This is a genomic window from Pseudomonadota bacterium (assembly GCA_037200975.1).
Classification (GTDB): domain Bacteria; phylum Pseudomonadota; class Gammaproteobacteria; order Steroidobacterales; family Steroidobacteraceae; genus CADEED01.
In genome coordinates, this window is sequence record JBBCGI010000001.1 from 3,750,203 (window position 1) to 3,771,642 (window position 21,440).

At 63.7% G+C, this 21,440-nt stretch carries 20 protein-coding genes; 10 read left to right on the forward strand and 10 right to left on the reverse strand.

Going from position 1 to position 21,440, the window contains the following annotated elements; translation table 11 throughout:
• Nucleotides 1-60 precede the first annotated feature (60 nt).
• Entirely contained in the window at nt 61-2,001 is a 1,941-nt protein-coding gene (locus tag WDO72_16860) for an MFS transporter (GenBank protein MEJ0087345.1), read from the reverse strand.
• The gene (locus WDO72_16865; protein MEJ0087346.1) at nt 2,001-2,525 is read right to left on the reverse strand and encodes a tetratricopeptide repeat protein; all 525 of its coding nucleotides are present in this window, start codon (nt 2,523-2,525) and stop codon (nt 2,001-2,003) included. Before WDO72_16865 ends, WDO72_16860 begins: the two co-directional genes overlap by 1 nt.
• A 103-nt stretch (nt 2,526-2,628) precedes the next feature.
• Between WDO72_16865 and yecR (WDO72_16870) the strand changes: the two genes are divergently transcribed.
• Nucleotides 2,629-2,943, forward strand: a complete 315-nt coding sequence (yecR, locus tag WDO72_16870; GenBank protein MEJ0087347.1) for a YecR family lipoprotein — start codon at nt 2,629-2,631, stop codon at nt 2,941-2,943.
• 37 nt (nt 2,944-2,980) lie between these two features.
• Here the strand turns inward: yecR (WDO72_16870) and WDO72_16875 are convergent, their stop codons facing one another.
• Both WDO72_16875 and WDO72_16880 read right to left on the reverse strand, forming a co-directional pair.
• On the reverse strand, nt 2,981-3,442 hold the full coding sequence (locus tag WDO72_16875; GenBank protein ID MEJ0087348.1) for an META domain-containing protein: 462 nt from the start codon (nt 3,440-3,442) through the stop codon (nt 2,981-2,983).
• 27 nt (nt 3,443-3,469) lie between these two features.
• A complete protein-coding gene (locus WDO72_16880) occupies nt 3,470-3,994 on the reverse strand; it encodes a methyltransferase (GenBank protein MEJ0087349.1) in 525 nt (174 codons plus the stop codon).
• Nucleotides 3,995-4,206: 212 nt separating this feature from the next.
• Here WDO72_16880 and msrA point away from each other — a divergent pair, with 212 nt between their 5' ends.
• The 3 genes from msrA to WDO72_16895 all read left to right on the forward strand — a co-directional run bounded on the left by msrA (nt 4,207) and on the right by WDO72_16895 (nt 8,066).
• On the forward strand, nt 4,207-4,860 hold the full coding sequence (msrA, locus tag WDO72_16885) for a peptide-methionine (S)-S-oxide reductase MsrA (protein MEJ0087350.1): 654 nt from the start codon (nt 4,207-4,209) through the stop codon (nt 4,858-4,860).
• Nucleotides 4,861-4,929: 69 nt separating this feature from the next.
• Nucleotides 4,930-5,820: a hypothetical protein gene (locus WDO72_16890; protein MEJ0087351.1), complete on the forward strand. Its 891-nt coding sequence runs from the start codon at nt 4,930-4,932 to the stop codon at nt 5,818-5,820.
• 2 nt (nt 5,821-5,822) lie between these two features.
• Nucleotides 5,823-8,066: a PQQ-binding-like beta-propeller repeat protein gene (locus WDO72_16895; GenBank protein ID MEJ0087352.1), complete on the forward strand. Its 2,244-nt coding sequence runs from the start codon at nt 5,823-5,825 to the stop codon at nt 8,064-8,066.
• A 59-nt stretch (nt 8,067-8,125) separates the two neighbouring features.
• Here the strand turns inward: WDO72_16895 and WDO72_16900 are convergent, their stop codons facing one another.
• Nucleotides 8,126-9,235 (reverse strand): NAD(P)-dependent alcohol dehydrogenase, encoded by a 1,110-nt coding sequence (locus WDO72_16900; GenBank protein MEJ0087353.1) that lies wholly within the window; start codon nt 9,233-9,235, stop codon nt 8,126-8,128.
• A gap of 184 nt (nt 9,236-9,419) precedes the next feature.
• Here WDO72_16900 and WDO72_16905 point away from each other — a divergent pair, with 184 nt between their 5' ends.
• Both WDO72_16905 and WDO72_16910 read left to right on the forward strand, forming a co-directional pair.
• Nucleotides 9,420-10,466: a histidine kinase gene (locus tag WDO72_16905; protein MEJ0087354.1), complete on the forward strand. Its 1,047-nt coding sequence runs from the start codon at nt 9,420-9,422 to the stop codon at nt 10,464-10,466.
• Nucleotides 10,463-11,245, forward strand: a complete 783-nt coding sequence (locus tag WDO72_16910) for a LytTR family DNA-binding domain-containing protein (GenBank protein MEJ0087355.1) — start codon at nt 10,463-10,465, stop codon at nt 11,243-11,245. The genes WDO72_16905 and WDO72_16910 overlap by 4 nt, the downstream gene beginning before the upstream one ends.
• Here WDO72_16910 and WDO72_16915 read toward each other — a convergent pair.
• Nucleotides 11,232-12,011: a DUF4184 family protein gene (locus tag WDO72_16915; GenBank protein ID MEJ0087356.1), complete on the reverse strand. Its 780-nt coding sequence runs from the start codon at nt 12,009-12,011 to the stop codon at nt 11,232-11,234. The two genes, WDO72_16910 and WDO72_16915, sit on opposite strands and share 14 nt — an antisense overlap.
• A gap of 165 nt (nt 12,012-12,176) precedes the next feature.
• On the opposite strand from WDO72_16915, the gene WDO72_16920 reads away from it, so the two are divergent.
• Nucleotides 12,177-13,277 (forward strand): NAD-dependent epimerase/dehydratase family protein, encoded by a 1,101-nt coding sequence (locus WDO72_16920; GenBank protein MEJ0087357.1) that lies wholly within the window; start codon nt 12,177-12,179, stop codon nt 13,275-13,277.
• A 13-nt stretch (nt 13,278-13,290) separates the two neighbouring features.
• On the opposite strand, the gene WDO72_16925 is transcribed toward WDO72_16920, so the two are convergent.
• Nucleotides 13,291-13,917: a hypothetical protein gene (locus WDO72_16925; GenBank protein MEJ0087358.1), complete on the reverse strand. Its 627-nt coding sequence runs from the start codon at nt 13,915-13,917 to the stop codon at nt 13,291-13,293.
• Here WDO72_16925 and WDO72_16930 point away from each other — a divergent pair.
• Entirely contained in the window at nt 13,904-14,602 is a 699-nt protein-coding gene (locus WDO72_16930) for a hypothetical protein (GenBank protein MEJ0087359.1), read from the forward strand. The two genes, WDO72_16925 and WDO72_16930, sit on opposite strands and share 14 nt — an antisense overlap.
• 117 nt (nt 14,603-14,719) lie before the next feature.
• Nucleotides 14,720-15,067 carry a YecR family lipoprotein gene (yecR, locus tag WDO72_16935; GenBank protein MEJ0087360.1) on the forward strand — a complete coding sequence of 116 codons (348 nt, stop codon included), beginning with the start codon at nt 14,720-14,722 and terminating at the stop codon, nt 15,065-15,067.
• Between the two features lie 96 nt (nt 15,068-15,163).
• Here yecR (WDO72_16935) and WDO72_16940 read toward each other — a convergent pair whose 3' ends face one another.
• Nucleotides 15,164-16,090: an acyl-CoA desaturase gene (locus tag WDO72_16940; protein ID MEJ0087361.1), complete on the reverse strand. Its 927-nt coding sequence runs from the start codon at nt 16,088-16,090 to the stop codon at nt 15,164-15,166.
• Nucleotides 16,091-16,196: 106 nt separating this feature from the next.
• Here WDO72_16940 and WDO72_16945 point away from each other — a divergent pair, with 106 nt between their 5' ends.
• Complete coding sequence (locus WDO72_16945) at nt 16,197-16,877, forward strand: type II CAAX endopeptidase family protein (GenBank protein ID MEJ0087362.1); 681 nt, start codon at nt 16,197-16,199, stop codon at nt 16,875-16,877.
• A 26-nt stretch (nt 16,878-16,903) separates the two neighbouring features.
• Here WDO72_16945 and WDO72_16950 read toward each other — a convergent pair whose 3' ends face one another.
• Nucleotides 16,904-20,245: a CheR family methyltransferase gene (locus tag WDO72_16950; protein ID MEJ0087363.1), complete on the reverse strand. Its 3,342-nt coding sequence runs from the start codon at nt 20,243-20,245 to the stop codon at nt 16,904-16,906.
• A 103-nt stretch (nt 20,246-20,348) separates the two neighbouring features.
• Nucleotides 20,349-21,200: an alpha/beta fold hydrolase gene (locus WDO72_16955; protein ID MEJ0087364.1), complete on the reverse strand. Its 852-nt coding sequence runs from the start codon at nt 21,198-21,200 to the stop codon at nt 20,349-20,351.
• Nucleotides 21,201-21,440: the final 240 nt, after the last annotated feature.

The window sequence follows — 21,440 nt, forward strand, 5'->3', positions numbered from 1 at the left end:
TCAATAAATAGATCTGTCCCCTTTTTTCTGCCCTCTTTTTCATAAATAGGCATGTCCCCTTTACTGCCATTCGCCGCGCAGGCCGGCGACGATCCGCTGCAGGCTGGTTGCGCTGGCATCGTCACCGGGGACGGGCGCCGTCACGACCACTTCAATGCGCGACCAGAAACGCTTCGGCGGCTGCGTCATCGCCGGCTTGCCTTCGCGATGGCTGAAGAAGCTGCCCCACAAACCGCGCAACGCCATCGGGATCACGGGCACGGGCCGCCGCTCTAAAATCTTCTCCACACCTTTCTTGAACTCGTTCATCTCCCCGTCGCGTGTCAGTTTGCCCTCGGGGAAAATACAAACCACTTCGCCGTCGGCGAGTTCGGCATCGATGCGGTCGAACGCCCTCTGCAGCGCGCCGGCGTCCTCGCGAGCCGACGCGATCGGAATCGCCCGCGCCGTGCGGAAGATGAACCCCATCACCGGAATCTTGAAGATGTTGTGATCCATCACGAACCGCACCGGCCGGCGCACGCTGCCCCCGATCACCAGCGCGTCCATGAAACTCACGTGATTGCTGACGATCAACGCCGGGCCGGTCTCGGGAATGTGTTCGAGGCCCTTCACCTTGATGCGATACATCACGTTGACGAAAACCCACGACAGGAAGCGCATGAGGAATTCGGGCACGAGCGAGTAGATATAGATGGCGACGACGGCATTCAGCACCGCAGCGAGGATGAACAGCTGCGGAATGCTGAAATACCGCAGCCAGAGGATCGCCAGCAGTGCGGCGCCCACCATGAAACCCGCGTTGAGAATGTTGTTGGCGGCGATGATGCGGGCGCGATGACTTTCGGCGCTGCGCTGCAGGATCAACGAATACAGCGGCACGATGAACAGGCCGCCGAACACGCCGATGAACGCGCAGTCCATCACCACGCGCCAGCCGGCATCGCTCACGAATTCCCGCCATGTCATCAACGCAGCACCGCCTGCATGCGCGGCCGGATGCGCGAAGTACAGGTCGAGCACGAACACGGTGAGCCCGATCGATCCCAACGGCACCAGCCCGATTTCCACCTTGTGACCGGACAATTTTTCGCAGGCCAGCGAGCCGAGCGCGGTGCCAATGGAAAAGGCCGTCAGCAACAGGATGTACACGGTCTTGTCGCCGCCGAGCACGTCATGCGCGTAGGAGGGCAGCTGCGCCAGGATCAGCGCGCCCACCAGCCAGAACCACGAGATACCCAGCAAGGACAGCATGATCGCGCGGGTCTGCGCGGCGAAGCGGATCGCCTGCCAGGTCGCGGTGAACGGATTGAAATTGATCTTGAGGTCCGGATCCGTCGCTTCCGCACGCGGGATGGCGCGCGAGCACAGATAAGTGCCCACCGCGACGACCACCATCGTCACCGCCGCGGCCACATGCGCATCACTCGTGCCACCGGCGGCGTGTTCCGCGGCCGTGGCGGGCGCCAGCAAACCACCGGATATCGTGCCGATCAGGATCGCGATGAACGTGCCGGCATCGACCAGCGCGTTGCCGCCCACCAGCTCGCTCTGGCGCAGGTGTTGCGGCATCAGCGAATACTTGAGCGGGCCGAAGATCGTCGCCAGCACGCCTAACAGGAATACCAGCCACAGCAGCGTCGGTACATCGCCGAAATACAGTGCGGCCGCGGCGCAGAACATCAGCAGCACCTCCGCCAGGCGTGTCTGGCGGATCAGCCTGCTCTTTTCATACTTGTCGGCGAGCTGGCCGGCGAGCGCCGAAAACAGGAAAAACGGCAGGATGAACAGACCCTGCGCGACGTTCGCCAGCAACCCCGCATCCGCGGAGTGTGCCGCGGCCGAGGCGCCGTACGTGACGGACACGACCAGCGCGTTGCGGAACAGGTTGTCGTTGAACGCGCCGAGAAACTGCGTCAGGAAAAACGGCAGGAAACGCCGCGTCTTCAGCAGCGCAAACTGGGACCGTTCTTCGCCGGGGACCTGTTCGGGCAGCGCCATCAGGCTTTGTTGGGCCTGCGCCATCGATCGCGGGTGGCCGCGTCGCGGTGCTGGTTCACGACTTCGAGACTCTTGTGCAGCGTGTCCGAATAAGGCGCGAGATCCAGGCCCTTGTGCACATCCGCGATCGCCAGCTCGAACTGCTTGAGACCGGTGAACACCGCGGCGCGGTTGTTGTAGGTGCGCCAGTTGCCATTGTCGAGCTCGAGCGCGCGATTGCAATGCTCGAGCGCCTCCTGCCAGCGCTTGAGCGCGGCATATCCGGCGCAGATGTTCGAATGGCCGGCGGCTTCATCGCGCGGATTGTTAGGCTGCTTCAGCGCCGCGAGCGTCAATCGCAGACCTTCTTCATAGCGGCCGGCTTCGAGCGCGACCGAGCCTTCCGAAAGCAGCTGATTCTGCGTGCCTATGATCGTCGAAGATTGGGCCGTGGCCGACTGCGCCTGCCGTGGCTCGCCCGCCGACGCGACGCCTGCCACGACGAACACGGCGAGGCAGGCGATTGAACAGGCCGGACGATACATGGGCACTTTTATAGCCTGCCGCAACGCAACTTGCCAGAACGCAGAGCCGACTTCCCGGTCGAATAAAACGCTACAGTCCGGTTCCACAACTCAAGGTATCGAAATGAACCGCGCATCGCTCATTCTGGCCGCTTTGGCCGGCATCGCCGGCTGTACTACCTACAAGCTCTGGACCGAGTCCGACTACAACCAGGCGGAAGGCACGGTGCAGTTGTCATATGAGTACCGGAAGTTCGAGAGCCCGCAGGTCGACGAACGCGCCGGCACCGAAATGGCCCGCGAACGTTGCGAGGAGTGGGGTTTCAAGAGCGCCACGCGCAAGGCCGAAGACCGCGTCTGCACGGACGGTCTTGCAAGCAGCTGCAAGAAGTGGCGCGTGACGCGCGAGTATCGCTGCCTCAAGGCTCCGCTGCGCTGAGCTGAGCTGTTCTTGCGGGTAGATAGCCGCGCGGCAACTACGGCGAGGCGGTTTCCGCCGAAGCCTCGAAGCCCGCGATGGTGCCGCCCTCGGCATTGAGCAGCTGCAGGCTGTTGCCCGCGATCTTCCAGCCCGCCACGTACTCGAACATCGCGAGGAACCGCTGTTCGAGCTCCATGCGCACGTCGCAGAACATCCTGGTGCCACCCATCTGGTCGAACTTCAACTGCGCGCCCGCCAGCACGTAGTGGCCAAACATGCGATTGCAGCCGGAGAAACCCACGACGTTGGCGTTCTGCGACTGCAGCGAGAAATACACCTCGCGGCTGCCCGCGGGATTCGGCACCACGACCTCACCCACCTGCGTCAGGCGCCAGTGGGTATCGAGCAGGGTGGTGGGCGCCGCCTGGGCGATTTCTTTCTTGCCCACCGTGGCACAGCCGGCGCTGACAAGCGCGATGGCCGCGGCCGCCAACACCAACGTTTTGAAAGCTCTCATGTGCCGAGCCTACACCCGAAGGTGTGTTCAGAAAGTCGGACTGATCCGATACTCGGCCGCCAGTGCGACCAGCAGGAACAGCAGGAAAAACGAGCCCGCATCCGCCAGCGCCTTCCAGAAGACGGCCGGTTTCACATCCAGACGGTCGACCGCTTTACGCGCCGAGAACCGTGGCCACCACTTGTTGGGCGTCGCCACGAGATAGGCCGCGAACTCCTCGGGAAATGAGTCCGCGAGGAATTGTTCTTCGCAGGCTGCCGCGTACACGACCAGCGCGGCGACCAGCACCACGACCGCGACGCACAGCAATACGGAACGGCTGGTGAGACCGAGCCCGAACGCGCCGAGGATCGACAGGGCATACAGCGGGTGGCGGCACAGGGCGAATGGCCCGGATGTGATGAGTTTTTCGTCCTTGTGCCCGGCGATGAACAGCGAGCACCAGATGCGGCCGAGGCAGGCCAGCGTGACGCAGACGAAACCCGCCGCTCCGGCGAGGTAATGCCAGCCGGCAGGAATCGCGCGCGGGCCGAAGATTGCCGTCGCAGCCACGAGAGCCACGTATATCGCGAAGGTGGCGCGCAGGCGCGGGGTGCTGGCGGATTCCGTCATTGAAATAAAACGTTCACTGGCCGGGTCCCATCCCCTGACGACGAAGGGGCCGGATTATAGGCGCGCGCGCCCGATTGAGTTGAGAAGGGAACATCCCGGCCCCACTGTCCGCAGCCCCCGATCCATGATCGCCCGACTTCAAGAGGAGCCCCATGGCATTGCTCAGCAAAAAGACCGTGATTCCCACGCACGACCAGGCGCTGCCGGGCCGCAATACCCCGCTGCCGTTGTCGGGCAAACATTTCGTCAATGGATCGAACATCAAACAACCGGCCGTGGGCGGCATGGAAGAGGCCGTGTTCGGTCTGGGCTGCTTCTGGGGTGCCGAGCGCAAGTTCTGGCAGATTCCCGGCGTCGTCACGACAGCCGTTGGATATGCCGGCGGATATACGCCGAACGCCACGTATGACGAGGTGTGTTCCGGCCGTACCGGCCACACCGAAGTGGTCCGCGTGGTGTTCGATCCTGACAAGGTCAGTTATGAAACCTTGCTCAAGGCGTTCTGGGAATCACACGATCCGACGCAGGGCATGCGGCAGGGTGGCGATGTGGGCACACAATACCGCTCGGCTATCTACACGAGCACCGACGCCCAGCAGAAGCAGGCGCAGGCCAGCAAACGTGCGTACCAGGCGGCGCTGACCGGCGCACATCGCGGCACCATCAGCACCGAGATCAAGGATGCGCCGGAGTTCTACTACGCCGAGGAGTATCACCAGCAGTACCTGGCGAAGAATCCGGGCGGCTACTGCGGCCTCGGCGGCTGCGGCGTGGACTACAGGATGGGGACACTCCCCATTTCCTAGCAAAAGGGGCCAGACCCGGCCTCTTTTCTTTTATGCTCGTCGGCATTCCGGTTCAGGGGCGGAATAGCGATGACCCACTTCAGACTTGCGGCGGCCGTATGCACACTCGGCCTGATCGCGGCATCCGCTGCATTCGCGGAACCGACCAAAGTCCTGTTCCTCGCCGGCGAGCGCGATCACGGCGCGCCGGGCCGGCACGAATACGAACGCGACCTGCGCACGCTCGCCCAATCCTTCGAAAAATCGACGAACCTCAAAGACATCACGACGCAGGTCGTCGTCGGCAAGGCGCCGCGCGATCTCGCGCTGTACCGGGACGTGTCCGTCATCGTCATCGACAGCAGTTCGGATCGCGCGGAGAACGAAGTGCATCCGCTGTTCCCGCAGGATCCGGCGACCAACCATCGCGGCTACGATGCCGAAACCGCCGCGTATCTCAAGTCGCTCGACGAGCTGATCAAGCAGAACAAGATCGGCATCGTGATCCTGCATTACGCCACCTGGGCGGAGAACTGGCGCGCGCGCGAGTACTACCTCAACTGGACTGGCGGGTTGTGGGTGCAGATCGCCTCCAAGAACCCGCAGGACGACTGGGCGATGAAACCGCTCGTCAGACACCCGGTCCTGCGCGGCGTGAAACCGTGGACCTATCGCGACGAGATTTTCTGCCGCTTCCTGCTGCCGAACGACAAGCGCCGTACGGATTTGTTGTTAGCCACGCCCAAGGCGGACAAATTCAACGTCGGACCGCAGATCGCCGCGTTCGCCTACCAGCGCGATGACGGCGGCCGTGGCTTCGTGTTCGGCGGGCTCGATTTCCGCGACAACCTCGCGCTCGACAACTACCGCCGCTTCCTGCTGAACGGCATCGCCTGGGCCGCGCGCCGCGAGATTCCCAGGGCCGGTGTCCAGTCGCCGACACCCGACGTGAGTGACGTCACTCCGCGCGCAGTGAAGTAGCCATGACTTTCCTTCGAGCCGTGCTGGCTGCGGCGTTGTTGTTAGCCACGAATGTTAGCGCTCACGCGGATCAGTGGCGCGACTACGGCGGCACTCCCGACCAGTCGAAGTTCATCGAGGTTCAGGACCTCACGCGCGCCAACATCGCGAAACTTCAGATCGCGTGGATGTACCCGAGCGGCGATGAACGCGCCTACCAGTTCAATCCCGTGATCGTCGACAACGTCATGTACGTGCTGGCGAAAAACAGCTCGCTGGTCGCCATCGATGTGGTCACACGCAAGGAGCTGTGGATCCACGCCAACCTGCGCGGCATCACCAATCGCGGCATCAACTACTGGGAGAGCAAGGATCGCAAGGACCGGCGCCTGCTGTTCACCATCGAAGATACGCTGCAGGCCATCGATGCGCGTACCGGGAAATCCATTCTGGGTTTCGGCAAGCAGGGCTCGGTCGATCTGCGCGTGGGGCTCGGGCGCGATCCGGACCAGATCCGCCGCGTCACCTCGTCCACGCCCGGCCGCATCTTCGAGAACCTGATCATGCTCGGCAGTTCGCCGGGCGAGGCGTATTTCTCAGCGCCCGGGCATCTGCGCGCCTACGACGTGATTACGGGCAAACTGGTCTGGACCTTCCACACCATTCCGCAGCCGGGTGAGTTCGGTTACGACACCTGGCCCAAGGATGCGTGGCAATACACCGGCGGCGTAAACGTCTGGGGCGAGATCACGCTCGATGCGAAACGCGGCATCGCGTATTTCCCCGTTTCGTCGCCGACCTACGATTACTACGGCGCCGACCGCATCGGTGCGAACCTGTTCAGCGATTGTTTGCTGGCGCTCGATGCGCGCACCGGCAAGCGGCTGTGGCATTTCCAGATGGTCCATCACGACCTGTGGGACTACGACCCGACCGCCGCGCCGCAATTGATCACCGTCCGCAAGGATGGCAAGAAGATAGACGCGGTCGCGCAGGCGACGAAGCAGGGTTTCGTGTTCGTGTTCGATCGCGTGACGGGCAAACCGGTGTGGCCGATCGAGGAACGCGCCGTGCCACCGAGCGACGTGCCGGGCGAAAAGGCCTGGCCGACGCAGCCGTTCTCCACGCTGCCGTCGAGCGGGCGCCAGGTGGTGAAGGCGGACGATCTGACGCCGTATCTGATCAGCGATGCCGAGCGTGCGGCCTGGCGTGAGCGTATCGGCAAGGCGCGCACCGGGTTGTTCAATCCGCCGTCGTTCGTCGAGACGGCCGTGGTGCCGGGGGCTGTAGGCGGCACCAACTGGGGCAATACGGCTGCGAACCCGGAAGCCGGCGTTCTCTATCTACTGAACCAGGATTTTCCGTCGTTCTACAAGTTGCAGGAACAGGCGGACCGCAATGTCGCCGGTGGCCGCGGACGGTTCGGACCACCGGACCCGGCGCGGATCGAGCGGGGCAAGGTTGCTTATAAAGAGAACTGCGCGCCGTGCCACGGCGAGGATCGCGCGGGCACGCCCGCCGCGCCGCCGTTGCTGACCGTCGGCAGCCAGATCGGCTTTCCGCAACTGCGCCGCATCGTGTTGTATGGCAATGGGCGGATGCCGCCGCTCGGGCACATTGAAGACGATCAGATCAATGACATCCTGGCGTTCCTTGGCGGCGGTGGCGCCTACCGCCGCCCGAACGATGCTCCGCTGACGATGCCGGCCGGGCCGGTGGTCGCGTCGGGCGGCGTGCCGCGGCCTGAGGCGCCGGCGCGTCCCGCGGCCGAGGCGATGCAGGAATATCCCGCGGGTGTCGCGGCGCCGGCACAGCGGTACTTCACCGACTACGGGCTCGGCTATCCCTATCTACTCGCGCCGCCGTGGTCGACGATCGTGGCGTACGATCTGAATCGCGGTGTCATCAAGTGGCGGAAGCCGCTCGGCCAGGATCGCGATGTGGCAGCGGCGGGTGGCAAGGACACCGGCGTGCCGCGCGGTTCGCAACGGCAGGGCATGATCGTGACGTCGACGGGCATCGTGTTTTCCACGGCGCGCGACGGGCACTTTTACGCGTTCGATGCGCAGAACGGCGATGTGTTGTGGTCGGCGCCGCTGCCGATGGGCACGGAGGGGATTCCCGCGGCGTACCAGGTGAAGGGCCGCACGTACATCGTCGTGAACGCAACCACGCCCAACACGTTTGGACTGAATTCGCGCGAAAGCGGCATCGGTTCGCCGGAGCCGCTGGGGAAGGGCGGGTACGTGGTGTTCGCGCTGCCCTAGGGTGCCGGGTGGGGAAAGCGGGGAGTCCTCTCCCCGCTTTCCCCACCCGGCACCCTCCGTCATTCCATCGTCACGATGACCTTGCCGCGTGCGCGCTGGCTGCCGATGTAGTCGAGCGCCTCGCCGGCTTTCTCGAGTGGATAGCGCCGGTCGATCACCGTCCGCAATTTTCCCTCGCGCATGAGGCCGGCGAGGAATTCCAGGTCCGGCACGCCCACCTCCGCGACGAAGAACACGAGTTTCTGATCGACGAACGGCGCGAGCATCTTCTGCTTGATGATCCGCGTCATGGGTCCGAGGAATGAATTGTCTTTCGGCCCGCTGACCGTGACGATGGTGCCTGCAGGTTTCACCACGCGCGTCATATCCAGGAACGGACGATTGCCGACGTTGTCGACGATCAGATCGTATTGCACCTTGCCATCGGTGAAATCCTCCCGCGTGTAGTCGATGACGTGGTCCGCGCCAAGCGAGCGCACCAGCTCCACGTTGCGCGTGCTGCACACCGCGGTCACTTCCGCGCCAAGAATCTTCGCCAGTTGCACTGCATACGTTCCGACGCCGCCGGATGCCCCGTTGATCAGCACCTTCTGTCCGGCCGCCACGTGTCCATAGTCCCGCACGGCCTGCAGCGCCGTCCCGCCGGCAATCAGCATCGCCGCGGCATCGTCGAATGACACCTCGGCCGGCTTCATCACGACATCGCCGTCTTCGCCGGCAACCGCATATTCGGCGAGCGCTCCGCGCGCCCCGCCGAACACGTCATCCCCGGCCTTGAACCGCGTAACACCCGGGCCTACCGCTTCGATAGTGCCCGCCATGTCGTAACCAACACGCGAACCTTCCGGCGCACCCAGCCCGGTGCCGAACCGCATGAAATAGGGTTTGCCCGTGATCATGTGCCACTCGTACGGATTGACGCTCGCGGCGCGGATCCTGATCAGGACCTTCCCCTTGCCCGGCACCGGTTTGGCAATCCGCTCGAGCGCCAGTGTCCGGCCGGGAGGGCCATAACACCGCTGCATGATCGCCCGCATGGATTCTGTGCCTGCCGCGAGCACCGGTGGCGCGGGGCAAGGCGATTCATGGCTCAACGCCACTAACAACGCAGTAACGCCGACGACGAGCGTCGCTGCGACGACGCCCAGGAACTTTGTTCTCAATTTCATGACGGCCCCTGCAAAGGTTTACGAGCCGTCAATATGATCGGCTGCCGCCGGGAGTACCGGCCCATGCGACGGCCGAACGCCGGGCACTGCCGGGCGACGACGGGTGGCGACGAAAGGCGGATGGGACTGGGCCCCCGGCATCCCGAGACGAGGGCGTGCGCCCGCCGTGTTCTATAGTTCGCTCATGGCATCCGCCGCCCCATCTTCCCCGCACGGCTTCGCACGCATCTTCGCCTGGCCGCGGGCGCGGTTCGTACTCGCGGTTTCGGCCGCCCTCGGTGTGATCGGCGGACTGCACAACGGAACGCCGATATTCATCGACATCCTGCGCTCGGTCATCATGGGAGGCGCCCTCCTGTTCGTGTTCGGCGCGCTCGAGACGCGGCCTCGGCGACTGCCGAAATGGCTGCCGCGCACGGTAGTGAGACTCATCGGCATCGTGTTCGCGATTCCCGTGTGCGCGGCGATCATGGCCATGCTCGATCCGGTCAACCGCGAAAGCCTGAGCAGGCTGGTAGGCGCTGCCCTCCTGTTCGCGCCCTGGATCGCCGTCGCCGCGATCCTGCGGCACCGCGATCTGCTGGTGCGCGAACAGGCGTTCGCATTCGAGCTCGAACGCAGCGAATTCGAACGCCGCGTGTCCGACGCGCGCCTGAGCCTCATGCAGGCGCAGGTCGAGCCGCATTTCCTGTTCAATACGCTGGCGAACATCCAGGCGCTGGTGGACGCAGGCTCGCCCCAGGCGTCCAAAGTTCTGACGAGCCTCATCGCCTATCTACGCGCCGCCGTGCCGCGCATGCAGTCGCAGTCGAATGCATTCGACGACGAAGTGCAGCTGGTGCGCGCCTACCTCGAGCTCATGCAGATGCGTATGCCGGACCGGCTGCAGTACGCCATTCATCTCGATCCCTCGGCGGCGCGTCTGTACTGCCCGCCCATGACGCTGCTGACGCTGGTCGAGAACGCGGTGCGCCACGGGATCGATCCCAGCGAAACCGGCGGCCGCATCGATGCCGACATCTGGATACGCGACGATCGCTGCCTGCTGCGCGTGAAGGACACCGGCGTGGGATTGAAGACCGTCAGCCGCGGACTCGGCACGGGGCTGACGAACCTGCGTGAACGCCTGAAGCTGGCGTTCGGTGGCGATGCGCAATTGACGTTGACCGAAGTGGTGCCACACGGCGTGTGCGCCGAGATCAGCTTCCCCGGCCGCGAAGTCCCGGCATGAACGCGCTCGCGACCGCGCTGATCGCCGACGACGAGCCGCTGCTGCGCGAGGCGCTCGCGCGTATGCTCGCGGCCGCGTGGCCCGAGCTGCAGATCGTGGCCGAGGCGCGCAACGGGCGTGAGGCTATCGAACTATTCGACCAACACCGGCCGTCCATCTGTTTTCTCGATGTGCAGATGCCGGGCAAGACGGGCGTCGAAGCCGCGCAGCACATCGGCGGCCGCGCGCACCTGGTGTTCGTCACCGCGTTCGACAAGTACGCGGTGCAGGCCTTCGCGCAGGGCGCGCTCGACTATCTGGTCAAACCCGTGGAGCCCGAGCGCCTGGCGGAAACCGTGCAGCGTCTGCAGGCGCGGCTGCGCGCCGCCCAGCCGGCGCTCGAAACGGAAGCGCTGCTGCAACGGCTCTCGCTGGCCCTCAATCCGGAATCCGGCTCGTCAAGGTTGCAGTGGGTGCGCGCGTCGGTGGGCGCTACCGTGCGGTTGATCGCGGTGCAGGACATCGATTTCCTGCGCGCAGACGAGAAGTACACCCAGGTGGCGTGGCGCGACGATGCCGGGCAGCCCTGCGAGGCGGTGATCCGCACCGCGCTCAAGGATCTGCTTCCGCAACTCGATGCGGCGCAATTCGCGCAGGTGCATCGCTCGGTGGTCGTCAATTTCCGCGCCATCAGCCACGTCCGGCGCGGCGACAACGAGACCGCCGATATCCATCTGAAAGGGCGGCCGGAAGTGCTGCCCGTCAGCCGCACCTATCTGCACCTGTTCAGGCAGATGTGAAACGTCGCCACTTCCAGCGCATTCCGAGCGCGATGACGCACCACGCCAGCATCCACCCCGACATCCCGCCGATCGCGAGATGGAACAGGCGGCGCTCGAATCGCAGGTCGGCGTAGAGCAGGTAGTTGGTTATCGCGAATGAGCCCGATGTCGCCAGCAGGAAAAATGCCGCGCTCAGGCGTGTGCCGCTCGTGACGGGTCTCGAATATTTCCCGCTGGCGGGCGCCGGCACCTCCGGGTCGCGGCGCAGCCGCCACGCCCAGGCCGTAAGCACGAGGAAGCCAACTACCGTGCTCAGGTGCTGCAGAATCTTGTACACGCGGATAGGTTCGTAGCCGATCTTGAACACCACGGTGCGCAGCATGGGCAGCGCATCGACCACCGGTGTGTACCGATGCGTGAACGAATCCCAGATCACGTGAGTCGCCGCGCCGATCACTACGGCGAGCGATGCGAGCGCAATTCCAATTAATGTAGTTGTCGGGTCCGACGGCATGATCCTCGAGCGCCATGGTTCCGGCAGCAACGCGAGCGTTGGCACTTCGAGGACGTGGACGAACAGCAGCCAGGCGGCCATACCCGCCGGCCAGCAGAACCAGAACAGCCCCGCGAAGGTGTGCGTCGGCAAGACCGCGAGCTCGCCCGGCAGAAAATAGGAGAAATCCGGCGACATGCTGCCGATCATCAGCGCGGCCAACGGCAGCGTACGTCTGCTGAGTTTGCCGAGCGGCAGTACCGCGGCGGCATGGGAGACAGTGAACGGCATGGGTGGCGAATCGTATCGATTGCGGCAGCCCATCGTAGTGATCAATTGTGGCAACCGTTGGCCGCCCGAATCGTTCGCGTGGTCGCCAAAATCCTTGCGCGTGGCTGCGGCATTCCATCGAACCGGAGTAGGCTCCGTTCAAACAATTCGCCGGGGAGCAATCTCATGCAGATGAACAGACGTGACGCGCTCAGGATCGCGGGCGGGGCTTTGTTGGCCACGGGCCTCACCGGCCCGTCCATCGCGAAAGCGAAACCGCTCAAGGTGTTGATCCTCGGCGGGACGGGGTTCATCGGCCCGCACTTCGTGCGAGTGCTGACCGAAGCCGGCCACACCGTGACGTTGTTCAATCGCGGCAAACGCGATCCGGAAGCAAAGCCCGGCGTCGAACAATTGTTAGGCGACCGCAATGGCCAGGTGGACGCGCTCAAGGGCCGCGACTGGGACGTGTGTATCGACAATTCCGGCTACAAGCCGAGCCAGGTGCGGCTCACCGCCGAGCTGCTGCAGCCGCACATCAAGCACTACATCTTCATCTCGAGTGTGTCCGCGTATGCAGACTACATCTCGACGAACATCGACGAGGACTACAAACTCGCGACGCTCAAGGATCCGGCCAACGAGGAAGTGACCGGCGAAACGTACGGTGGCCTCAAAGTGCTCTGCGAGCAGATCGTGCAGAAGACGTACGGCAAGAACGCCAACGTCATCCGGCCTACCTACATTGCCGGGCCCGGCGATCCGACGGATCGTTTCACGTACTGGCCGGTGCGTGTGTCGCGCGGCGGAGAGATGCTGGCGCCCGGCACGCCGGCCGATCCGATCGGTTACATCGACGTGCGCGATCTGGCGGATTTCACGCGTACGTGCGTCGAGAAGCGCATCGGCGGTGTCTACAACCTCTGCAACCGGCCGCGCTCGGCGACGATCGGCGAGCTGCTGGAGAAGAGCAAGCGCATCTCGGGCGCGGATACCAGGTTTGCCTGGGCCAGCGCGGAATTCATCGACAAGAATGGTTTGAACGCGGAATCCGCGCCGCCGAACGCGATTCCGATCTGGAGTCCGCCGACCGGCGACAGCGCGGGGTTTGCGCTCATCCGGTGTGACCGGGCGGTGGCGAAAGGGCTCAAATTCCGGTCGTTGGAAACCACGATCCGCGACACGCTGGAATGGCAGAAGACGCGGCCGGCGGAGCGCCAGACATTGCGTGCGGGTTTGCCGCCCGAGAAAGAAAAGGAGCTGCTGGCGGCGTTGCACGCGGCCTGAAGCCCGGAGCCGGTCATTTCCGGCCGCAGTCCCTGATCGGCGGCAGTGCCGAAGCCAAGTTCGAATGGCTCACGATCCGGCACGCTGCCAGATCGAATTCGACGAAGGCGGTGGTATTGCGCACGGTGCGGAAGGTGACGATCACGCGGTCGCCGAGCACGGCCACCTGGGGCGGCGCGGCCAGCGCGCCGCGCGACGCCAGGATCACCCGGCGGGCCACGTTGTCTTGACCCGCAAGCACGTCGTAGCGATGAACGCCGTTGTCGTCCTGGGATAACACCAGCGTGAGGTTCGACCCCGGTATTTTCACGCGCGCGAGGTCCGCCTCGCCGGCGAGCATTGTCAGCACGCCCAATACGAAGCAGGCGATGACGATCATGACCAGGGCGATCAACAGCCAGGATTTTGCGGAGCGCGCTAAAAACACCGGCCCATCGTAACGCAGGCTTGCTAGGTATCGCGTCAGACGTGGCGACGAAGTGGGTGCGCGAATCAGAAAATTCCCACTCGCAGCCGCTTCCCGGCGCGACTGACAGCCGGTCGCCAACGACAGACATTCGCTCCCGTGCATTTCCGATGCGAACATGCGCCGCCATCGGGAAGCCCTGTGGTCAATCGGAGCGTTCATGCGATCAGCCATTCGTGCAGCTCTTCTTCTCGCCATCGCCGCGCTGCTGTGGGGCTGCAAACCCAGGCAGCCGGTTCCGACCGCCGACGAACCGATCCCACCCGCAGACGCGGTCATCGCGCAGGCGACCTCAAGTGCCTTGAGCACGCTGATCGAGGCCTGCAAGATCCGGATGACCGCCCCGGAGCAACACCAGTGGACTACCTACTGGGATCCGAAGGGTGCGGCGTTGTCGGGCGAAGGGCCGAGCCACGTGCATTCGATCTACTGGGCGAACGCCGAGGAAAAGGAATCGTTGCGCGACAAGAACACGGCGATCCCCATCGACATCACCTGTTCGAGTGACGGACCACCCGGCGTATCCGTTTCGCTCGCCGCCTTCTCATCGAAAGAGAAGGACATCCCACTCCGGCCGGGCACCTACCAGATCGTCGGGAAATCCGGCGCCGAGGTGAAGCCGGGCGAAGTGCTGGCCGGTGCGCTGACGTTCAACCAGGGCCTGTACGATGCCACCAACGGCACGTTGACGATCGAAAAGTTCGACATGGAGGGCGTGCGGGGTTCGTTCACGATCAACGGGCGCGAAGCGCTGACGGGAGCGAAGCCGATCCTGATCGAGGGCACGTTTTCGATGCCTTGCCGTGGCGGCCTGCTCGAAAGCGACTGCAAGGCCAACAAGAAGATCGCGCGCGAGTAGCGGCTTGGCATCCCAAAGCCTGCGAAATGCGACGGCAAATCGGTGGGATTCAGGGAGCGTTAAGTTGCGAAGTGGAAAATGGGGTTCAAGTCATCCAGGTGCCCCATGAAGCGTCCCATGCCTCGCTCAATCCTCGTTCCCGCCATGCTCGGTCTCGCCCTGACCGGCTGCGTGAGCACGAAGCAGTGGACCGCGACCGGCGGCAACAAGGAAGCTGGACTGGTGCGCGTTTCGTATCAGTACTCCGAGACTCACCAGCCCGATCTCAGCGACCTGCAAGCCACGGCGCTGGCGGAGAATCGCTGCGAAGCCTGGGGCTTCAAACGCGCCGACCCGGTGGCCGGGCTGGTGCGCGAATGCAGCAGCAGGGAAGCCGGCAATTGCCAGCTGTGGACCGTGACGCGCGAATTCCAGTGCAGCAGCGGCGATGGAGACGCGTCGTACGCCACCCACCTTTCGAAGTAGAAGAGAAAAAGGGGACAGATCTATTTATTGTCGGCCGCCATCTCGCTGCGAGTCGCCTGGTCAATAAATAGATCTGTCCCCTTTTATCCGACACCTTTATCCGACGAAGGTGATGCCTTTGCGGGGTGGCAGCACCTCCGGTGTCTGGATGTTCCACACCAGGCCCGTCTTCTCGAGTCCGCGCAGGAACTCATAGCCGATATCGAGCTGGCCGGGATACAGCCCATGCCGCGCGGACGCCGGAAACGCATGGTGATTGTTGTGCCAGCTCTCACCCATCGACGGAATCGCCGCCCACGGCACGTTGTGCGCCTGCACCGCGCCGGTATCCACCAGCCAGCTCTGCGGCCCGTGTGTGTGGCAGATATAACCCACGAACCAGTGCATCGACACGCCGGCGGTCACGCGCGCGCATACGCCCCAAACTACCCACGGGACGCCGCCGATGGCGAACAACACCAGCGCCACGGGCAGCTGCTGCAGCATCCAGTAGCGCTGCAGGAACCGGTAAAAAGGATCGTCGCCGATGCCCGCTCCGGGATCGAAACCCGGCGGTTTCGCGAGCTCGAGCCTGCAATGCAGGTTCCACCAGCCGTCCTTGATGAGCCCATGGCCATGTTTGAGGAATGGATGGCAATCGGGCTGGCGTTGCGCCCAATCGCGAAAATCATGCGACTGGATCACCCAGAACGGACCCTGCATGCCCACCAGCGTGCCTGACCATACGAGCACTCGTTCGAACCACTTCGGACATTGAAACGTGCGGTGGATGAGCCGCCGGTGGAACCCGATCGAATGACCGGTGCACATGGTCAGCTCGAGCAATACGAGGAAAACCCCGAATGCACCCCAGCTGAAATAGATAGGGCCGAGGATGAGCGTGGCCAGCAACATTCCGCCGTTCCACAGCGAACGGGCCGGATCCCAGATCACCGTGCCGGCCATCGGGTCTGCGTCCGCGCCGATGGTCAGCGAATTGACCTTGTACGCGCCGGCCGCGGAATCGTTGAGCGTGTTGTCCATGGAGAGCCTCGTTTTCGCGCGCCGGTCGCAATCAACAGCCGAGCCGCTTCCACACGAGTGTAAGCCGCGGCGCTCGCCATGCGTGCAAATGCACTACAGTGCGTTCATGAAGTCCCTCCGCGAGGTCATCCGGCAACTGCCGCCGGCCGTCGAGTTCCTCGTCGTCATCATGTGGGCGTTCGGCCTGCCCATCTTCACGTCGATCCTCTCGATCGGCCAACCGCAAGGCGCCGCCGTATTCTCGGACGCCGCGTTGATTGGAACGGTCGTTTTCGAGCTGCTGGTGGCGGCCGCACTCATCTGGTTCCTGCGCGTGCGCGACTGGACACTCGAGAAGGTGGGGCTGCGGGTAGATGGGCGCGGAACCCTGTGGGGCATCGCGCTGCTGGCCGGATATTACGCGCTGATCATCGTGGTCCAGCTGGCAGCCCACCTGTTGCCCATCGACATGAAATCGATCGCCGGGCAGGTTCCACGCACCGATGGCCATCTCAGCATGGAAATCGTGTTCTTCGTGTCGGTGGTGAACGGCGTTTTCGAAGAGGTGTTCGTTGCCGGTTACGCCATCACGACACTGCAAAAGGCGCGTGGTCTGTGGACGGCGATCAACGTGAGCACTGCCGTGCGGGTCATGTATCACCTGTATCAAGGCCCGTTTGCGTTCCTCACGATCGCGCCGATGGGATTGTTGTTCGGCTACGTGTACGCGCGCACGCGGCAGTTGTGGCCGCTGATCGTGGCGCACGTGCTGCTGGATCTGATCGGACTGTCGTTCGGGTTGAACTAGCCACCGGCCGGGCAACCTGCCGGGCGCTACTTCTTCTGGTCGATGAGATTCTTGAGCGCTTCGGGGTCGATCGGCTTGGTCAGGTGAAAATCGAAACCGGCCGCTTTCGCGCGCTGCTTGTCGCCATCCTGACCCCAGCCCGTCACGGCGATCAGCAGGATGTTGCCGCCCCAGGCTTCGCCGCGAATCCGTTCCGCGACCTCGTAGCCATTCATGAAATGCATCCCGATGTCGAGTACGACGATCTGCGGCCGGAGGCGCTTGGCGAACTCCAATGCCTCCGCTCCGGAATGCGCGACATACACGTCGTGGTCCGCATGGGTCAGCAACATGCGCATCGTCTCGGCGCCATCCGCGTGATCGTCGGCGATGAGGATGCGCCGCCGCGCCGGGGAAGACGCATTGCCATTCGCCGCGTTCGCCTCCCCATCGACGGCGGCCGAGTGCGGCAGGTACACGACGAATTCGCTGCCCTTGTCGGCGCCGGCGCTGCGGGCTTCGATCCGGCCGCCATGCAGCTCCGCCAGCCCTTTCGCCAGCGCGAGTCCGACGCCGAGGCCGCCCTCGGAGCGCCCGACCTGCGAAGCCGCCTGGGTGAACATGTCGAACAATTTCGCGGTCATCTCGGGAGCGATGCCGACGCCGTTGTCGCGCACGAACAGCACCTGGAAATTATCTTCGACACGTGTCCCCAGCACGATCTTGCCGCGCTTGGGCGTGTACTTCGCGGCGTTGATCAACAGGTTCGTCAGTATCTGTGTCAGGCGTACCGGGTCGGCTTCGAGCACGGTAGCCATCTGCGGCCGCTCGACAGTCAAGGTGTGTTCGCGACGATCCAGGACCGGCTGCGCCGCTTCGATCGCGGTATCCATGACGCTGCCAAGGTCGACGTACTCCTTTTTGAGCTGCAGCGAACCGCGCGTGATGCGCGAAACATCGAGCAGGTCGTCCAGCAGCGAGCTCATGTGCGCGACCTGGCGCGCGATGATCGCCTGTGCGTGCTGCAATTCGTCGGCCTGTAGTTTGGGCGACCGCAGGATCTGCGCCGCGGTGCGGATCGGCGCCAACGGATTGCGCAGTTCGTGCGACAGGGTCGCCAGGAACACATCCTTGCGTACGTCCGCCTCGAGCAGCGCCGTTTCAGCCTGCACGATGGTGGTGACGTCGATGAAGGTGACCAGCACGCCGGTTACGGTGCTTTCGGGGTCGCGGTACGGCAGGATCCGCATGATGTAGTGGGCGTTGGTGTCCACGCGCGTTACGCGCCGCTCGAGCGGTTCGCGATTCGACAACACCGCGGCCACATCTTCGCGCAGGCTGTGGTACTTCAACCGGCTCACGATGTCCGACAGCGGCCGGCCCTGGTCGCTCGGGATGAGGTTGTACAAGGTCGCGATCGCGGGCGTGAAGCTGCGGATGATCAGGTGCCGGTCGAGGAACACGGTCGCGATTTCCGTGCTGTCGAACAGATTGCGCAGATCGCTGTTGGTGTGATCGAGCTCGCCTATCTTGTCCGTCAGCCGGATGTTGACGGTATGCAGCTCCTCGTTGAGCGATTGCAGCTCTTCTTTCGAAGTTTCGAGTTCCTCGTTGGTGGACTGCAGCTCCTCGTTGACCGAGTGCAATTCCTCGTTGGCGCTGCGCAGTTCCTCGAGCGCGCTCTGGTACTGTTCGGTGAGCGAGCCCAGCTCTTCACAGACGCCCAGGAGCGCGGATTGCAGTTCGTTCACCACTGTTGGGGTCGGCTCGACGGGACCCAGGATCCTTTCGAATTGCGCGGCGCGCGAAAGATGGGCGATGGAGACATTGGGCGCTGCGTCGCTGTTCGTGTCGCGCATCGGCGATCCATCCTTGACCTGGGGAATCGCCGTCGGGGACGAAGACGAGTCGAAGTGAGGTGCCCGGAAAGCCCCGGGTGGCGGACGTTGCCAGCTGACGTTGAGCTCGGGACTGCGGCCCGCGCGCCGCTGAAAAATGCGCGCGGTCTTGTCGATCGTCGCGAACAGGTCCGCATGCTGTACGACGGATTCCGCGCCGCCGAGCAGCAGGATGCCATTCGGCACGAGCGCGTAATGGAACACCGGGATGACGCGCGCCTGGAGATCGGCATTCATGTAAATGAGCAAGTTGCGGCAGGACACCAGGCTCATCATCGAAAACGGCGGATCGCGCACCAGGTTGTGGATCGAGAAGGTGCAGAGACCGCGAATTTCCTTCGAAACCACATAGCCGCCGTGTGAGCGGGTGAAAAACCGCTCGAGCCGTTCGGGAGAAAACCCGTCGAGCAGCCCGGTGGGATAACGGCCCGCGCGCGCCGTGGCGATGGCGGGCTCATCGATATCGGTGGCGAAGATCTGCACGCGCGGCGGGCCATCGATCTGCTCCATGTGTTCGCGCAGCAGGATCGCCAGTGAATACGCTTCTTCGCCGGTGGCGCATCCCGGAACCCATACGCGCACGGTGGCGTCGGCACGTTTGTCGGCGAACAGCAGTGGAACGACCTTGTCGCGCAGCGTGTCGAAGGTTGCCTGGTCGCGGAAAAAACTGGTCACGCGGATCAGCAGATCGCGGAACAGCATGGTGCACTCTTCGGGCGATCGGGCGAGTCTGGCGACGTACTCCGGCAGAGTCGGCGTGTTCAGCACCTGCATGCGCCGCTCGACGCGACGCAGGAAAGTCTGGCTGCGATAACCGCTGAAATCGTGGCCGAGCTGCGCGCGCAGCAGCGAACAGATCTCGAGCCGCAGGCGTTCGACTTCGTCGACGTTCGACAGCATGGCCGCCGTGTTCGAGGCGGAGCCAAACAACCGCAGCAAGTGGCCCGGCATTTCTTCGACGGGAGCAATCAGGTCCACCGCGCCGGTCGAAACCGCGCCTTGAGGCATTTCCGGGTACTGCGGCGCCGTGCGATCCGTGCCTTGCGCGAGCGTCAATCCACCCTTCGCCTTGAGGGCCTTGAGACCGAGGGAACCATCGCTGCCGGTTCCCGACAGTATGATGCCGACCGCACGCTCGCCGAGTTCCTGGCCCAACGAGTCGAAAAAACCGTCGATGGGGCGGAATACCTCGTTCGTATCCGCGCGCTCGACGCGTAGATAGCCCTTGTGCAGCTTCACGACGCTGTGCGGGGGCGGCACATACACGCAGTTGGGCTCGACCTTCGTACCGTTCGCGCCGTCGACTACGCGCATGGGCGTCCAGCGCGCCAGGATCTCGATGAGCATGCTCTTGCGGTCGGCTGGCAGATGCAGGATGACGACGAAGGCCAGGCCGCAGTCCGCGGGCATGCTCTTGAAAAAGGCATGAAAAGCATCGATGCCGCCCGCAGAAGCGCCGATGCCGACGATCGGAAAGGACGGGGGGTTCAAGACGGAGTGCCTGACTGCCAGCCCGGAAGCGAGCGGCTGAAGTGTGGCACTAAACTGTGAGTCCGTCGTGCACGCTATCGGCGGGGTGGCGCTAGCAAGATGCTCAAGCCACCTGGCGTGCGTGCATCGCTCGCACCACCCGGCGCGCTTCCCGTTGGACGAGCAATTCCTGGTCGCGGACCCAATCCAGCGCGTAGTTGGCCACTTCCTGCCAGCCGCTCTGGCCGATGATGAAATGCGTGCGATCCGGGAACTCGTGGTACGCCGTGGTCGCGGCGGAGCGGCGATAAGCCCGGACGTTGGCCTTGACCACTGCCGGCGGCGACACGTGATCCGCGCTGCCGGCGATCATCAGCAGCGGCGCCCGGTTATTGCGGCGCACGTTCACCGCGGTCTCGGCGAATGGATTGAAGTTGGCGAGCTCGGTCTGGAACAACACGTGGTCCGGTCCGGGCACGGCATAACGTTGATAGATGCGGAACGATTCCTCGCGCGTCGAGGTATTCATGAATGCGTATTGAAACTGGTTGGGGGTGAGCGGCACGCAGCGATGGTTGTTGCGGGGGTTGATCAACTGCGGCGTGACCACGCGTATCGTGGAATAGGGCAGCTTCCATATGCCCTTTATCGGCGCCGACGCGATGGCCACGCCGCAGGCACCCAGTCCACGGTCCAGCAAGGCCTGGACCACGAGCCCGCCGAAGGAATGCCCGATGAGGATGGGCGGGTCTCCGAGCTCGAGCACCACTTGTTCGTAGTGATCGATGATCTGCTTGATGCCGATCTGGGCGTATGTTTCCGGCGCACGGCGCAGCGCCCGGACATCGCGTTCCATCCCGGGCCAGCTCGGCGCGAACACGCTGTAACCGCGATCGCAGTAGTGATGCGCCCAGTATTCCCAGCTGAGCGGGGTCATCCATAAACCGTGAATCAGGACGATGTTGTTAGTGCCCATGAACCTCTCCGCAACCGCCGGAGAAATTTACGCAATGCGTTGTCGTTGTCCAGCGACAGCGCGGTGTAGTTATACGTAGGCGGGGCGGAAGTGTCGGTCACTTCACAATATGCCTGGCCGCGGTTACGGGGAATTCTTAGGCGTCGGAAGCCGCGCCTTTGCAAGTTGTTAGGCGATGCGGGACGCCGGACGATTCCGACACCTGCAGCGGTCGGCACCCTGTAACGGGAAACGAGGTTT